Raw genomic sequence first — 15,454 nt, 5'->3', positions numbered from 1 at the left:
GTCCTTCGGTGCTCTTGGTCTTCTGCTTGGGAGGCTTTTCGCCCGTCGTCATCTCTATCCCCGACACGGGATTTTTGAGCCTTTTCTTGGGCTGCTCAGTTTTTGCGTTTGATCGGTCGATGTCGCCGCTCCCGCCTGCTGCTTGGAGCAGTGTCGCTTCATCCCGACCAACCGTGGCCGGCAGGTCTTGCGACGTCACATCCTGATCTTCACCCCTCAGTTCATCGCAGGCCTGCTGCCAATGGCGCAGCTGTGCCCCCTCGGGGTGCCCCTCGCCTTCCCAGATTTCGTAGGCGCGACGGCGGATCTGCTCGTATTTGTCGGCGCTCATGACAATTTTCTCCGAAGTGGCCACTCCAAGAAGGATCTAGGGAGGATCGCGGCCTTGTCGATGCCGCAAATCGGCAAGCCGGCTCCGCGTTAGTCTCAAACGCCAAGACTTCAGTAGAAAAGCCCCTCCCCTGTCGCCCTACAACTCGGGCAACGCTTTGAACGGATCGATCGCCCGAATGCCTAGAGGTTCGAAATGGCGCAGGTTGCGCGTCAAAACGATCAAGCCATGAACCTGGGCTGTGGCGGCTATCGCAATGTCCTCAAAACCCGGCTGGTGAGCGCGGGCATCATCAAGAATCTGACCGGCGGCATGCGCGCATCTCAGATCGAACGGCAAAAGCTTCGGCGCGTACAAATGCTCGATGGTTTCCCACCATTCTCTCAGCTGCCGCGCTTTCGTGGTTGCGCCTTCTCGCTCGGCCTTGACCGTCCCCGATTTGACCTCTGCAGCGGAAATCACTGACAGGAACAGCTGTGAGCTGGCCTTATCAAGCCATTCGATAATGGGTGCAAGACTCTGGCGCTTGAATGGAGCAAGCGCGGATATGACATTTGTATCGACTAAAAACATCAGAGATCGACAGGCCGGCTAGGCTTAGCGCTCCGAGCCGGAATATCGCCCTCGTCGCCAGGAAAGGCAGCGAGCAATCGTCCAAAACTTGGAACGTGCAGTAGCTTTTCATACTCCTCGAACGAAAGCACCACAGCTTCCTTTCTGCCGTGGCGCGTGATGATCGCAGGATCGCCATGAACAGCCTGATCGACAACAGCAGACAGCGTCGCCTTTGCATCCTTCAACTGAATCTCTCTCATATCGGTCTCCCCGTTATGACTACAGTAGTCATATAGCAGCATTAATGCATCTGGGCAATGCTCAATTTGTTGCTGAATGTTATGAAAAATATCGTGGATGAGAATAGAGATATGCCCGGCCTGCTGACGCTTAGGGATTTCAAGGGACCTGTGATCACCGTCCAATGCAAGCCGTGCGGCCAGCTGGGAGAGCTTGATCGCAAGGCGCTGGTGAGAGAGTTTGGCGCCGGCATGCGTTTTGGTCAGCCACGCGCCAGCACCCAAACAGGAAAGGGCATACCAGCTGCAGCGGGAACCGCGAAAGCCGTTCGCCTCCCGCAAGACCGGTTAAGAGGGTTGCCGCAGGAGGGTCAGCATAGCGACGGCAATGCCGGGACCCGGGATCGACAGCCCCCGGCGCGCGGGGCCGCCTCTCACATTGCAGAGCCGCCACCTTGCCTCCGTGCGATGTTGGCGGGTGATTTCGGCTGCTGGGATACAAACCGAGGGCGCTCGACCCATCATGGGGAGCGCCCTCGTCACCCGCGACAGCGAACGCGCGACGATAATGGTCGCTGCAGGCCGTCGGCACTGTGGGTGGTGATCCCTATATGAGGATCCACATCTTCGCTTTCAAGTTCATGTTGTCTTCGCGGTCGTCGTTCGTCAGAATTCGTCCCACTTTTCGTTTACCGCGGCGGACGCCGTGCCGCCACCGAAGGACCTGGCGACCATGCCGACTATGCTACGCGCCGGCGAGGCGGCTTGAGTAAAGTTTGGTCGGGCAGCCATGACGGCGGCGGTGGAGCGCAGCGCTACGGCCGGCGTGCTGCCGCGGCCGAGGTCGAACTGGCCGATCAGCTCGCGAAGACGATTTGCTTCACTAGCCAGCGTCGCACCGGCGGCATTTGCTTCTTCGACCATGGCGGCGTTCTGTTGCGTCACCTGGTCCATCTGGTTGACGGCTGTGTTGACCTCGTTGAGACCAACCGACTGTTCGCGCGACGAGGTAGCGATCGCGTCCATGTGCTGGTTAATGGTTACGATAGAGGTTTCGATCGTCTTCAAAGCCTCGCCCGTCTGGCTGACGAGTTGGACGCCGCTGGCCACCTCGACCGAGGAGTTGCGGATCAGGTCCTTGATCTCCTTGGCAGCGGTTGCCGAACGCTGGGCCAGTTCGCGGACTTCTTGGGCCACCACCGCAAAGCCCTTACCGGCTTCGCCGGCGCGCGCAGCTTCCACACCGGCGTTGAGCGCCAGGAGGTTGGTCTGGAAGGCGATGTCGTCAATGACGCCGATAATGCTGGAGATCTGCTTCGACGACTGCTCGATCTTACCCATGGCATCGACCGCATTGGCCACAACCTGGCCGGACTGCTTGGCGTTCTCATTTGCCTGGATGGCAACGCTGCGGGCCTCTTCGGCGCGCTTAGAAGAATTGGCGACATTGGCCGTGATCTGGTCGAGGGCTGCCGCAGTCTCTTCGAGCGCTGCCGCCTGCTGCTCGGTACGCTTGGAAAGATCGTCGGCACTGTGGCTGACCTCACGCGAGCCGCTGTCGATCGACCCGGTTGCTTCGGAAACGGACGTCATCGTGTCCTTGAGCTGCACGACCGCCTGGTTGAAGTCGGCACGTAGGCTTTCAAACTCCTCGGCAAACGACTGCGACAGCTGGAAGCTCAGATTGCCCACAGCCAGTTGATGCAACCCGTCGGCGAGGCTGGTCGTCGCCTGCGCCATGGCTTCGGCACGGATGCGGTCTTGTTCGGCAATCCGGCGACGCTGCTCTTCGGTCTGGTTACGCTGACTTTCGCTCTCCCGCTCCAAGTCCTTTGCGTGAATGGCATTGTCCTTGAAAACCTTGACCGCGCGTGCCATGGCGCCGACTTCATCCGGACGGCTTTCGCCGTCGACGGCCGCATCGAGGTCTCCGCCGGCCAATCGCGACATCGTTCCGGTGAGGCGTCCAAGGACGCCGCCAAGCGAACGGGCGAAGATAAAAAAGCCTAAAAGTGATAGAAGCGAAACGATGACTGTGCCGGCAATGGTAGCCCAGAATGCAGTATTGGCATCCTCAACCACAGAAGTGACATCGGAGGCAATCTCAAGAACTCCGACCTTGGTGCCGGAGAAGTTGTTGAATGGAACTGTCTTCACGACGTAGCTGCCGTTCTCGGTGGTCTTTCGTTCCTCCACATTCGCACCCTCGAAGGCTGCTTTGAGTGCTTCTGGCGACAGAAAGGTGCTTTCGGATGTCGAAGCCTGCTTTTCGAGCTTTCCATCGACAAGAATATGCACGGCAACTTCAGCGCCGACGCTGTTTGCAAGCGGCTCAAAATACGCGTTTGTTAAACCAGTGCCGACGTCAACGACTCCAACGGTCTTGCCGTCTCGGATAACGGGAGCCGAAGCAAACATGCTGACCGCTGCGCGACCAGGCTCTATACCGGCAACAAGCTTGCCCGTGGAAATGGCTTCGACCACCGTTTTGCGACGATCTTTGAGGTTGTCGCCGAATTTATCAGGCGCATGGATGCGTCCGATAACTTCAGCGTTTGCGTTGGAGAAGGTGATCAACTCTAATCCGCCTTCGCTTATGATTGCGGGCATTGCGCCTGAAAAGCGGCCGATAATCTCTTGGCGGGCATTGGTCTCGATCAGTCCGGCAATTTCCGGCTGACCGGCAAGCGCGAGCGCCAGCGCCGATGCCGCCTTCTTCTGTGCCGCCATATCTGCATCGATGACGGCTAGGTCGCCTGTTACTTCGCGGTTGATGGCCTCACTGCTCGCAACAGACTGGCGATACCAGGCGGTGCCACCGATGGCGATGCTGGAAAACAGAACAGCAGCGAAGCCGCATGCGGTTATCGTCACCCACAACGGACGCTTGATTTGAATGTCGGACATTTTTTCCCACATGACAATGTTTATGAATGATAACTAGCACCTAAGCCTGAATTTTTACTAAACTGCCTTCGAGTTCTAGCCGTAGAGCTTGCGGCTCAGCCAAGCGCTGCTGCCTCTTCTGCTCTTGCCGGCGCAACGGCGGATGTTCGCATTCTCGAGCGTCCCGGAACACCTCCTACGGTCTACTGGAATAGCTGCCTCGAGAGCTTTCGACGCGTGACCGAGACCCTTCGGCATCCAGGTTTCAGGAGAGCTATGGCGTTCCCCGCCATCGACGGCCGCATTTTCAGCGAGGTAAAACGACACCAGCCCTGCTCTAGTCGAGAGCGTCGGCGATTAATGCGCAATGCGGCTTTGTGGAAATAGTTCAAGCACTCCTGTGGCGTGAATATGCTACAGACTTTTCCGTCGGCTTTCCGGAGATCGCCGTAAGTTCTGGCCCTTATTTTTAGCAACAGTGCCTTGAGCTTTGAAAAGGCCATTTCAATCGGATTGTTGTCTGGCGAATATCGCGGCAGGAACAGTGTCCCATGCTTTTCTTTCGGCGATGGCAGCCGCCGCTCTAGGGCATTGCGGACGTTGAGATTTCCCAGATCACCACGTCGTCCAGTTCGAGCGTGGGTGCCAGTTATGGTATCGAGCAGACGCGGGTTTCTCATTTCGTGCCGAGGCCGCGCGCAAGGCGACCGGAGACCTGCGCCGCTCAGGGCCGGACAGGACTTCTGTCTCGGACTATGACTGGTCATAATGGGCACGTTACCTCGCACACTTGTTAAGTGGGAGATCGTGTCCGGATATTTATGGGGCCATTGCAACGATGGGTCCCAACGCCCCCCGTAGGTTGGAATTGACCTCGACGAACATAGTCAGAACAAGCTGTCACTGAAGCGATCCATCCACAGAACATTCACAGCTTTTCCACCGGCTACCCACAGACACGGCCGTGTCTGAATACCGACCCGGTTAGAAATGGCGCAATCATCTGGACAGATGAGGGCGATAAGGACAGCTGGGAAACTGACTCCGATCGTAGGAATGGAAATACGCCGCCGGCCGCATCCGTTTGACGCGCAACGTTCCATGAAAGGCGCTGAAATGACAAGAGACTACGACGGTAGGCCTCGCCGTGGCCGAGGCTTTGATCGGCTGATGGACCACATGCCCGCCAGGACGACCAGACATGACCGTCGACGAGGGCAACGAAGTGCCATTGCCCATAGAGCGATACCAGTCGGCAAATTTTGGAGATCACCGACGAAAATCATAGACTCTGGCGGTTCGCCGTTTCAAGATATCCAGGATCTCCGGAGGGATTTCTGTGCGGCATACCTACCAAATGGACTTGCTTTGCCCTCGCTGTGGCGCGACAGGGATTGCCAATGTTGCTCAGATCGATGACGGGTATACAAACAAGCTGGATTTCAATGTCGATCACGTGACCAAGGGATTTTTCGTGTCGAAGCTGACCAACACTCCAGCGACGACCGAAATTCTGTGCACTCGGTGCAGCATGGTCATAGCCATGACCGAGGACGACACGCTTGAAATGAAACCGACGACAGACAGTCCATAAAAGGCTGCCGTTAATACCAACCCTCGTCGGTGGCCTTGTTGACGACGGCCGACAATTGGGTTCCAGCCCTCTGAACGGTTCAGGACCCGATCTCAGGCCGATCAAGGGTTGCGCCCGCCTTTCATCCTAGTTTGCGGCAAAGCAACAGAATAGCCCTTCGCAACCTGTGCCCTTGAAAGCATCCACCGTGCAGCCACCCCTTGTTGGGTGCGATGAGTTCCAGGACTTCGCTTCAGGGGAATCATTCAAACCGGTGCGATCACTGTGACCAACGATTGCAACGCCGTCCGCGCCACCCATTGTCCAGTTGCCACAGGTTTCCGGCGCTGCAGTTCCGTCAGCTTTCGTACCCGTCAGTATATCATGGCGGTTAGGCGTGTCGCCCCTACCCTTGATGATCTCGCCGTTCTCGTTAAGGGCTGTCTGCTTGGTAAGATTGTTTGCGTCGCTATGCAAAGATGCGACATCGTCAGCGATGTTTTCGCCTTTGGCATTGAACCAAGGCCCGTCACCGATGCGGTCCCTGGCATCCTCCGCGTCGCTTGACAGATATGCTTTCCAAGTCTTTCCAGTCGATCCGCTAGCCGTCGCGAGGCTATCGCAATATGCGTCCGCTCCCTGAAGGCCGCCTAGATCGCCACCCTTGCCTGGATTAGTGCTCGTGACAAAGAAGCTCATAGTGGTGTCTTGCGCATGGACTGCTCCGGACCAGGCCAATGCGACTGCAACAAGTGCGAACCGGCATTTCATTGTTACACCTCCCTGTGCAAGACATCGGGAAATCTATCGAGAGCGACAGTCGGAGTAAAATCGCAATCCCGTGATTGGCAAGGCCCGTCACTATCGAGGCGGCCACTCTAAATTCACTTCGGTACTTGAAGGCCACATCGTTAGGGGCTCCCAAGCAAAGCAGAAGCGGGAATTGAACATTGGATGCAGAGGACTGATCGAGATCACTATCGCGTGGACTCAAACCCTCAAGACATTCCAAAACCAGCCAGGGATCGATTTCGCCTCCGGGTACAGGCTGAAGATTTAGAGATTGCTGAAAAATACCGTCCGGCATACAATTCCGGCAAAACTGACATGGTGAGATGGGAGCGGATGATGGCCATCTTCATGGATCGCCACAATCTCAAAGGCGAGACCGCCGCAGACGTTGCAGCTGCACACAAGAAAGATCTTGAAATCCAGGATCAATACGGCGTCAAATTCCTGACCTACTGGTTCGATCACCAACGCGGCACAGCCTTCTGCCTGATAGATGCGCCCGACAAGGAAACCGCACAGTGCGTCCATCGCGAGGCGCACGGATTCGTTGCCAGTGAGGTTGTCGAGGTCGCGCTGTCAGCGGTTGAGGCATTCCTTGGCCGCATCCACGACCCGGAGCCACCCGGCATATCTTTACAACACAATTCAGACTGCGCGCATCGAGCAGTCATGTTCACCGATATCGTCGGTTCCACGGAGATGACAACGCGCCTGGGGGACCGCATGGGGACGGAACTGGTCCGGGCACATGATTCCATCGTTCGAAGGAGCCTGGAGCAATATGATGGGAGCGAAGTGAAGCACACGGGCGATGGCATCATGGCGGCCTTCGTGTCCAATACGCAGGCAGTTGATTGCGCGACGGCGATCCATCGGGAGTTCCAGCGCTACAATCGCGGCAATGCCGAGCCGATCCATATCCGGATCGGCATCGATTGCGGAGAACCGGTCAAGGACAGCAACGATCTCTTTGGTACCACAGTTCAGCTTGCCGCCCGCTTGTGTTCGAGCGCCGACGTCGATCAAATACTGGTTTCGGAGAATGTGTTCCGCGATCACCACAGCGGAGCGGTTTTCACGGAAACGGCCCGGCTGCAACTAAAGGGGTTCGCCATGCCCATACGCGCGTTCGAATATGCGTGGGCAAACGATACTTCCAGGTAAGGAGCGATTCTCTACCGGGCGGAACCACAAGGCTGTGTCAGGGCGAATGAATAGCCTTCCGCAGGCGGCCATTTCGATTGATCCGCTACAATGCCGGCAAGGGCGAACATGATCGAACTCTTGCTCGGTGGCCGCCGAATACGACTGCGATGTAACCAACGGTCGGCGGCGGTCAGCGTCCCCGGAAAAACTAGACGTGATCCTTGCCGGCGTGATACGATATAGCCCTTCAGGCATATTCCTAACTGTACAAGCGTTCATCGGAGCGCCTTGCGCGCTCTTCCAGCTTTTTCGCACCGTCAACGGCGCATTGGGAGGCAAGGACATGGTACAGCTTGATGAAGAAAAACTTCATATCTTTATCGGCAAAATGCTCGGCGACCTTGGAGGCGCGTTCAGTGTCCCCACAGTCAGGATAGGCATGAGACTGGGCCTTTTCTCGGCACTCTATCGTGATGGGCCGCTGACCGCCGGCGCCTTGGCCGTCGCGGCGGGCGAATTGAACGAACGATATATCCGGGAATGGGCGTTGGCACAGGCGGCCAACGAATATATCGGCTACGACAGCGAGACGCAGATGTTCAGTCTGTCGCCGGAGCAGGCGATGGTGTTTGTGAATGTCGACAGTCCCGTATATCTCGAAGGCGCTTTTGATCTCGTGGCTGCAATGATAGAAGGGGAGCCGAAAGTCGAACAAGCCTTTCGAACTGGCACCGGCGTTCGGTGGGGAGATTCTGCGGGTTGTCTGTTCTGCGCCACAGGAGCGTTCTTCCGTCCCGGCTATGTGAACAATATTGTGCAGACATGGCTGCCGGCTCTTCAAGGCGTCGAGGCGAAGCTTGAATCGGGCGCCAAGGTTGCCGATGTCGGATGTGGCGTTGGTTTCTCCACAATACTCATGGCCCAGGCTTATCCCAAAGCCAACTTCATCGGCTATGACTTCCACGAACCATCGATCCAAGAAGCGAGAAATCATGCCAGGACACATGGCGTTGATGGTCGAGTGACGTTCGTTTCGGCAGCTGCCAAAGACATCAGTGAGACGGACTTCGATCTTGTGACCAGTTTCGACTGCCTTCATGACATGGGTGATCCGCGAGGTTGCGCCGGACACATGCGCCGTATTCTCAAGGCGGACGGTACATGGATGATAGTGGAGCCAATTGCAGGCGACCGCCCTGAAGACAATATGAACCCGGTTGGACGCCTTTACTACAATGCATCGACAATGATCTGCGTGCCGACCTCTCTTGATCAGGAGGTGGGGGAAGGCTTGGGGGCACAGGCGGGGGAGGCAAAGCTGTCAGAGGTCATTCGTTCGGGCGGCTTCAACCAAGTGAGAAGGGCAATTTCCGGGCCATTCAATATGGTCCTTGAGGCGCGCCTTTCAGCTTAGCGCTCTGCAGCTTCGCGGTTCACATCTCAAAGCTTTCCAGTCGGTAGCCCTTCAGCATCCCTTGGGCTCCGACCGGCAAATTGCAGGCAATGACTTGGGAAAGGGCACTCGCTCACGTCGCACAAGGGCGAAAACGCGCGCTGTTTGGCTTGGCCAATTTGACGCCTTAAGGTTTATCCGCGCGCCGCAGCACATCCCTGCCGCTTATCCCGGCCATAGGCGTTTGCACCGGGGACTCTACAGAATTCTTAAGGCATCGCCATTTTTGACGATCAGCGAAACCGCCGCAACGTCCGGTTCACCGGCGCAAAAGACAGATATGATCCACTGGCCGCGGTTCAATCAAATGTCTCCGGTCGACGAGGCAATTCTTGTGCCTTTTTCAATTTTACTGTATTCTAATCTTCGTCCGCACTGATTAAACCGAGGACAGATCGGAGGGGTGCGATGAACCTTCTTTGCGCGACGACGCTTGCGGCAACCTTGTTTGTTACCGCGGCTTCGGCCGGTCCTTTGCACGACGCCTCCAAACGTGGAGATGTCGAGGCTGTAAAACGTCTGTTGGAACAGGGCTTCGACGTGGCGCTGCCGGACAGTGCAGGTGAGCCGCCATTGCTCCTTGCGGCCCTCGCAGGCCATGTCGATCTTGTCGCCTTCTTGTTGGCACAGGGCGCCAATGTATCGGTGCGAAACAAAGGTGGCCTCACGGCCTTACACGCTGCGGCGTATGCGGGAAATCTCGACGTTGTGAGACTGCTGGTCGCGAATGGGGCATTGGTCGATGATAGCGAAAATTTCTATAAGATGACACCGCTCCATGCGGCAGCCGAAGAAGGACATGCGGATATCGTAACATTTTTGTTGTCTCGAAAGGCAAGGATCGAGGCAAAGGAAAGAAACGGAATAACGCCGCTGAGCCAAGCTGGCTGGCGTCAGCATTGGGCGGCTGCGGACGTGCTTTTGAAGGCCGGGGCTATTTGCCAAAACGCCACTGTGGTTGGTCCATGGCTCTTTACGGAATGCACGAAACGACAATAGCGTCTCGTTTGCCCTGCGATACGGTGACGCGTAAAGGAGGACGGCATGTTTGGACTTTGCAGAAGGGCCCTGCCCCCGGTCGTCATGGCGACCGGTGCTCTGGCAGTCCTATCTTTGTGCACCCAACCGGTTATGGCGGAAGATTTCGTAAATACCGGCTATTTCGGTGACGTTGCAATCAAGGGTTTCGATCCCGTGGCCTATTTTACTCAAAACCGGGCCGTGGAGGGATCCTCGACATATTCTCATCATTGGCTTGGTGCAACATGGTATTTTGCCAGCCGCGAGAACCGCGATCTCTTCATCAAGGAGCCGGCTCGGTACGCGCCTCAATACGGTGGCTACTGTGCAGATGGAGTGTCCTTGGGAACCGTTACCACCAATATAGATCCCAAGGCCTGGAGAATAATCGAGGGCAAGCTTTATATCAGCTATGATCCGGGAGCTGCCGACGGGTTTGCAAAGAACCCGGCCAAGGTCGTGGATTCCCAGAAACACTGGGCCGAGGTCCAGCATACACTTGTGTCGGAAAAGCTGCAGACGGATTGGCGAAAGAATACCCCCTAGTGCGCCTTGCCTGCTTTTCTCACTCAGGGGCAACTGAGAACAACTTCAGTGCCTGCGGCGTCACGTGAACATATTGCGCGCGATGATCGGCTCTTGTCCTATTCCGGTAGACATATCCGCAGACCATTCGGTCGAGGAAGAAGCCGGCGAACGTTTCGCAAAGCCGGTCGCCGCGAACTTCTGCGACGCCCGTGATATTGGTATTGGCGCTGCGATAGGCAGTGTTCCCCGTTCTGTCGAAATGCTGAATGAACTCTGTGCCGTTTTTATGCTTCCCGATCCAGGTCTTCTCATCCACGAGCTTGCGCAGGTCCGCCTCCGCGAGCCGGTCGCTTTCGTTCCCTTTGAAACCAAAAGGCCATTCTGGAATGCCCGCCACGCGCAAGCCGCTGAGATGGTATTCAAGGTCATCCTTTCGCCAGTAGTCGTAGAGATAGCTGTAATAGGTCAAATTGGTGTCGGGGAATAAGTCCAAGAGCTTTTCTACCTCCAGTGCGGCGCGCGACCGGTCGCCACTGGTTGCATAGGCTGCCGCCAAAAATTCGCGAACCGGTTCGGCGCTGGGCAGAGTATTGCTTGCGGTTTCTATCAACGGAATTGCTCTGTCATTTTCCCGAGCCATGTAAAAAACAATGCCTGCCAGCAACTGAAAACTCGGCGGCGGCGCAGGATCGAGGCGAAGGGCCCTGTCCATTTCGGTGACTGCCTCATCATGCCTTCCCGTATGCGCCAGGATGAGCGCCATATTGCCAAATGCCTCTGCGTCGTTCGGCTGAGCCGTCACTGCGCGGGTCGCCGTATCCATCGCCTCGGCCCCCCTGCCATCGACGAGTTGAAGGAGTGCCAATACGGCAAGAGCCCGCGCATTGTTCGGGTCCAGCTTCAGAGCCTGGCCGGCGGCGTCATAGGCGATCTTGCGCGCAACGGCTGCCGACCAGAGATAGGTGTAGTCATTGCGCCATACATCGACCGCAACGCGCGCGATGCCGGCATGGGCGCTGGCAAAATCCGGATCGAGGTCGATCGCCTTTTGGTAAAAGGACAAGCTACGGCGATAGGACCCGACATCGCTATAGGTAATGCCTTCCTGCTCCGCTCTCAGATAGAAGTCGTAGGCCTCCAAGTTATCGGTAGGGATCCGGGCCAATTGGTCCCTTTCTCCCTCGCTGAGCTTGACCGACAGCGCCGAAATGATCTTGCCGATCACGTCGTCCTGTACCGCAAACAGATCGGCATATTGGCGATCGTAGCGCTCGGCCCACAGGGAGAGCCCGCTAACGGCGTCGATCAGCTTGACGTTGATGCGAAGCCGGGTCCCCGCTCGCTGCAGAGTGCCTTCCAGAACATAGTGAACGCCAAGTTCGGCGGCTACGTCTTGTATATTGCCGGGTGGATCGGCAATTGCGAACACCGAATGGCGCGCTATGACGAATAGGCCCGAGACCTTCGACAACTCCGTGATCAGATCATCTGTCAAACCCTCGGCAAGATGGTCATGCTCTTTATTGCCGCTCACATTAATGAAAGGCAATACCGCGACAGACGGCTTTTCTGGCAGCGGATAGGCGAAACGGTCCACCACAGCCGGTGATTGAATGAGCCTCCATGGTTGCCACCAGACGGCTGCGGCAAACAAGGACAAAACGATGACCGCACCCACCACGCGGACGGGACGCTGGCTGTTGCGGCCCCTTACCGTTTTTCCGATAGAATCTGGATAGAGTATGACATGATATACGCGAACGGGTTCGGCGATGTTTTTGACCTTCTGCTCGCCAAGCGATAAGTAGCCCACCGACAGCTTTGATTTCACTTGATCGTAGGCCGTTCCGGAAATGGCGATCCCGCCGGCTCGAGCTAAGCCCTGTATCCGGGCGGCAATGTTGACGCTGTCTCCATGGATATCCTCGCCCTCAACGATAATATCCCCTAAGTTAATGCCGATGCGAAAGTCGAGGCGGTGCTCGGGTGATGCAAGCGTATTTTGCTTTGCTTTCTGTTGCTGGACCTCCACGGCGCACCGCACCGCATCGACGACGCTATGGAATTCCACCAACAGCCCATCGCCCATTGTCTTGACCAACCGGCCGCTATACCTGGCGATACTCGGCTCCCAGATAGCCTTCATATCGGCCTGGAATCGAATACGCGTACCCTCCTCGTCGATTTGGCTCAAGCGACCGTAACCGGCGACATCGGCGTTCAGGATTGCGGCGAGATGACGTTCCATCCTCGGTCTTCCCCGCAGTGCAGTGCACAATGTCCCCTTAGCTTACAGCAGGTGAGCAGCCGATACCATCATTCGGTTCTGGCCGGAGGCTCGGGTCGCGGTTCTCGCAACGCGCGACAACCAGGCCCTCCTCGCGCAAACCAAAATATTACATTCGTAGGACATCCATTCTCGTCCCGGGAAGCTGTTCGGTGTCACGTCGCAGCGCCTCTCAAGCTCTCTGCCTATCGTCGATTGAAATAGGGCCCAAAATGCCCGGCCGCCGCTCCGCCTGTTGTATTTTAGACATTTCTATTGTATTAAATGGCAGTGTAATGCACGTGGGCGGGGGCCAAACGCAGTGAACATGAATGAGGTGGAGACGACGCGCGACGCGGTCCGAATGGCAGTGAACGCTGTGGGTACGACAAGTGCGTCCGAACGTACTCAACTTGCCCTTATCGTCCTTTGCTACTATAGGAGCGGTCTCCTCGATCCCGAGCGACTTGCGGCAGTCGCTGTGTTTTCCTTCAGTTCCCGTGTGTTTCGAAGCGAGCAGTTTCTCGGATCCTGCCACTAGATCACTTATCAGCGTCTTGCCGACAGGCAAAGTCGAACCAGGTTTCCGCCACGGCCAACGTGGTCGGAGGCGCGAATATGATCGGGCTTGGCATTGGTATTGCTGACGCCGCGAACTGGCACCGGACCGGCTGCAACTTGACCGATCAACATTCACCCAAATCGCGGCATCTGTCCCACAAATCGCATCCCGAAACCTGTTGTGACATCCCTGAATATGAATAGGCTTGATCGAGCCGACTGCCCAATCGCGGGAGGACGACCGGAGCGTATGACCTCGGCGAAATCGTCGGCAGTCACCTCGGCTTCATGGTTACTCGTCATATCTGATTGCGATAGCGGGATGAAGTCAGACGGGGCCGAATTTCAACCAGATCATCGGGCAGGAAAGCCTGAAAAAGGTCTAAGGCTGAACAGTTGCAAACACGAAAATTCCGATGACGATGGCCAAAACAATGGCCGACACGATCTTTACGCTGAGCATTGCAGATACCTCCGTTCCTGAATCCATCCAATGGGTTGGATAATCATAAGGTTCCCGCTCTGCCATCTGCTCTTTATAGCTACAGGCACTGCGGAACTTTAGCCGCTGCATCGTGTTCCAGATCTGAAGGAGTTTCGCGATGGACGATGAAATCCTGACGTTCAATCTTGCGACTGTGATATTCGGCGTGGTGGCACTGGTGATCGGCTACCTGTACGCACTTCCGAAGGTCGAAACCGGTGTCGCGCCTTTCGCCATGTTCATTGAACTTGGTGGCCACGAATGACCGGCCGCGACGTGCTATTCCTGCTTCTTGTCGCATTCTTTCTTGCCGCGCTCGCGCTGATCTACAATGGCTACTACAGACCGGTATCGACCAGCGGTGTTGGATTGCCAGCAACCGCTGAGCCGAGGTGAAAACTTGCCTGCAAACGGCGAGATTGTTCGTTCCGATGCAAGCGGATGGCATCGGCGAGGTTTGGCGACGTCTAAGGAGGAGCCTAGAGACGACAACCCCGCCAGTGAGAGCAGGGTTCGAACGCGAAATAAATTCGTCCCGTCTCGCCCGCGCGCTCGATCTCTGCGAGCAAGGTCGAAAAGATATCGGGCCGCATCCTGGTCCACGTTGGGTTCGAATTCGAATGCGGTACTATCGGCAACATCGCGATGGGCACCATCCAGTCGCGCGGAGCACCGGTGGAGCGCATCGAACGAATGGGCGACCATCGGCGCATCGAGGTTGAAGATGTCATTGAGGTGCGCTGGCACCGCAGCCCGCCTTCCAAGATCGAAGATGCCGCCGCCACGCTTGCGGACGGTGTCGATACGCTGACCTGGAAGCCAAACTTCACAACTGCGGCCAACGAATACCCTAAAGGTTATTATTCGCTGCTCGCCGGCCGTCCCTGCTGACCTGAGACCCATCTTCCCTCCAGTTTTCAGGAGAGTCTTGGGTTTTCAATGTGACTTTAGGCGGCCAGTTTTTCCATACCCATTTTCATTGCGAATTCACTGGGTGTGATGTTGCCCAGTGAAGAGTGTGGTCTGTTTCGATTGTAGTCCTCCTTCCATGCTGCGATTTCCGTCCTGGCCTGGGTCAGTGACGAGAACAGTGTTTCATTGAGGCATTCGTCACGGAAGCTGCCGTTGAAGCTTTCTACGAAGGCGTTCTGCATCGGCTTGCCCGGCGCGATGTAATGCCATTCGACGTGAGTGCTTTGGCACCATTCGAGAATGGCCATGCTCGTCATCTCCGTGCCATTGTCCGAGACAATCGTTCGCGGCTTCCCTCGTCGGGCGATGACAGCATCGAGTTCGCGTGCAAGCCGCCGACCGGAGAGCGACGTGTCGGCGACCAGCGCCAGGCACTCGCGGGTGAAGTCGTCAACAACGGCAAGGACGCGAAAGCGACGACCATCCGTGAATGCGTCGCTGACGAAATCGAGGCTCCAGCGCTCGTTGGCACGGGTGGGCAGTGCCAGAGGCCCTCTCGTTCCCAAAGCCCGTTTTCGCCCACCCCGTTTGCGCACGGTCAGCTTTTCTTCCCGATAGAGCCGTCTGAGCTTCTTCAGGTTCATGACAATGCCCTGCCGATCCAGCATGACGTGAATGCGTCGATACCCGAAACGGCGACGTTCGGAT

15 protein-coding genes and 1 pseudogene are annotated in these 15,454 nt (G+C 56.6%); 8 read left to right on the top strand and 8 right to left on the bottom strand.

The window, feature by feature from the left end:
• From ASD31_RS12205 to ASD31_RS27115, 5 genes and pseudogenes are all read right to left on the bottom strand, one after another.
• The coding region (locus ASD31_RS12205) for a DUF2934 domain-containing protein (protein ID WP_056333663.1) at window positions 1–331 on the bottom strand (331 nt) is incomplete at its 3' end.
• Between the two features lie 138 nt (window positions 332–469).
• A complete protein-coding gene (locus ASD31_RS12200; RefSeq protein WP_056333659.1) occupies window positions 470–904 on the bottom strand; it encodes a type II toxin-antitoxin system VapC family toxin in 435 nt (144 codons plus the stop codon).
• The gene (locus tag ASD31_RS12195) at window positions 904–1,146 is read right to left on the bottom strand and encodes a type II toxin-antitoxin system Phd/YefM family antitoxin (protein ID WP_056333673.1); all 243 of its coding nucleotides are present in this window, start codon (window positions 1,144–1,146) and stop codon (window positions 904–906) included. Before ASD31_RS12195 ends, ASD31_RS12200 begins: the two co-directional genes overlap by 1 nt.
• A gap of 645 nt (window positions 1,147–1,791) precedes the next feature.
• Window positions 1,792–4,032: a methyl-accepting chemotaxis protein gene (locus ASD31_RS12190; RefSeq protein WP_056333656.1), complete on the bottom strand. Its 2,241-nt coding sequence runs from the start codon at window positions 4,030–4,032 to the stop codon at window positions 1,792–1,794.
• Between the two features lie 350 nt (window positions 4,033–4,382).
• A pseudogene (locus ASD31_RS27115) lies at window positions 4,383–4,556 on the bottom strand (IS630 family transposase); the annotation flags it as partial.
• A gap of 794 nt (window positions 4,557–5,350) precedes the next feature.
• On the opposite strand from ASD31_RS27115, the gene ASD31_RS12185 reads away from it, so the two are divergent.
• Window positions 5,351–5,605 carry a hypothetical protein gene (locus ASD31_RS12185; protein ID WP_156392630.1) on the top strand — a complete coding sequence of 85 codons (255 nt, stop codon included), beginning with the start codon at window positions 5,351–5,353 and terminating at the stop codon, window positions 5,603–5,605.
• Window positions 5,606–5,731: 126 nt separating this feature from the next.
• On the opposite strand, the gene ASD31_RS12180 is transcribed toward ASD31_RS12185, so the two are convergent.
• Complete coding sequence (locus tag ASD31_RS12180) at window positions 5,732–6,355, bottom strand: hypothetical protein (RefSeq protein ID WP_056333648.1); 624 nt, start codon at window positions 6,353–6,355, stop codon at window positions 5,732–5,734.
• Between the two features lie 357 nt (window positions 6,356–6,712).
• Between ASD31_RS12180 and ASD31_RS12170 the strand changes: the two genes are divergently transcribed.
• From ASD31_RS12170 to ASD31_RS12155, 4 genes are all read left to right on the top strand, one after another.
• Window positions 6,713–7,540, top strand: coding sequence for a nickel-binding protein (locus ASD31_RS12170; RefSeq protein ID WP_056333670.1), 828 nt, complete (start codon window positions 6,713–6,715; stop codon window positions 7,538–7,540).
• A gap of 325 nt (window positions 7,541–7,865) precedes the next feature.
• A complete protein-coding gene (locus tag ASD31_RS12165) occupies window positions 7,866–8,936 on the top strand; it encodes a class I SAM-dependent methyltransferase (protein WP_056333667.1) in 1,071 nt (356 codons plus the stop codon).
• Between the two features lie 447 nt (window positions 8,937–9,383).
• Window positions 9,384–9,974 carry an ankyrin repeat domain-containing protein gene (locus ASD31_RS12160; protein WP_056333642.1) on the top strand — a complete coding sequence of 197 codons (591 nt, stop codon included), beginning with the start codon at window positions 9,384–9,386 and terminating at the stop codon, window positions 9,972–9,974.
• Window positions 9,975–10,019: 45 nt separating this feature from the next.
• On the top strand, window positions 10,020–10,541 hold the full coding sequence (locus tag ASD31_RS12155) for a YHS domain-containing (seleno)protein (RefSeq protein ID WP_056333639.1): 522 nt from the start codon (window positions 10,020–10,022) through the stop codon (window positions 10,539–10,541).
• Window positions 10,542–10,560: 19 nt separating this feature from the next.
• Here ASD31_RS12155 and ASD31_RS12150 read toward each other — a convergent pair whose 3' ends face one another.
• Window positions 10,561–12,771, bottom strand: coding sequence for an adenylate/guanylate cyclase domain-containing protein (locus ASD31_RS12150; protein WP_056333636.1), 2,211 nt, complete (start codon window positions 12,769–12,771; stop codon window positions 10,561–10,563).
• Window positions 12,772–13,952: 1,181 nt separating this feature from the next.
• On the opposite strand from ASD31_RS12150, the gene ASD31_RS25960 reads away from it, so the two are divergent.
• From ASD31_RS25960 to ASD31_RS12140, 3 genes are all read left to right on the top strand, one after another.
• Window positions 13,953–14,099: a hypothetical protein gene (locus ASD31_RS25960; protein ID WP_156392629.1), complete on the top strand. Its 147-nt coding sequence runs from the start codon at window positions 13,953–13,955 to the stop codon at window positions 14,097–14,099.
• Window positions 14,096–14,230, top strand: coding sequence for a hypothetical protein (locus ASD31_RS26925; RefSeq protein ID WP_274534267.1), 135 nt, complete (start codon window positions 14,096–14,098; stop codon window positions 14,228–14,230). Before ASD31_RS25960 ends, ASD31_RS26925 begins: the two co-directional genes overlap by 4 nt.
• A gap of 249 nt (window positions 14,231–14,479) precedes the next feature.
• The gene (locus ASD31_RS12140) at window positions 14,480–14,725 is read left to right on the top strand and encodes a hypothetical protein (protein WP_056333629.1); all 246 of its coding nucleotides are present in this window, start codon (window positions 14,480–14,482) and stop codon (window positions 14,723–14,725) included.
• 56 nt (window positions 14,726–14,781) lie between these two features.
• On the opposite strand, the gene ASD31_RS12135 is transcribed toward ASD31_RS12140, so the two are convergent.
• Window positions 14,782–15,454, bottom strand: a 673-nt coding sequence (locus ASD31_RS12135; RefSeq protein WP_056333666.1) for an IS3 family transposase, incomplete at its 5' end; no start/stop codon positions are given.

The organism is Rhizobium sp. Root482 (genome assembly GCF_001426565.1).
In the GTDB taxonomy this organism is placed as follows: domain Bacteria; phylum Pseudomonadota; class Alphaproteobacteria; order Rhizobiales; family Rhizobiaceae; genus Pararhizobium.
Note: the sequence above shows the minus strand (reverse complement) of the source record. Positions and strands in the feature narration are given on the sequence as shown.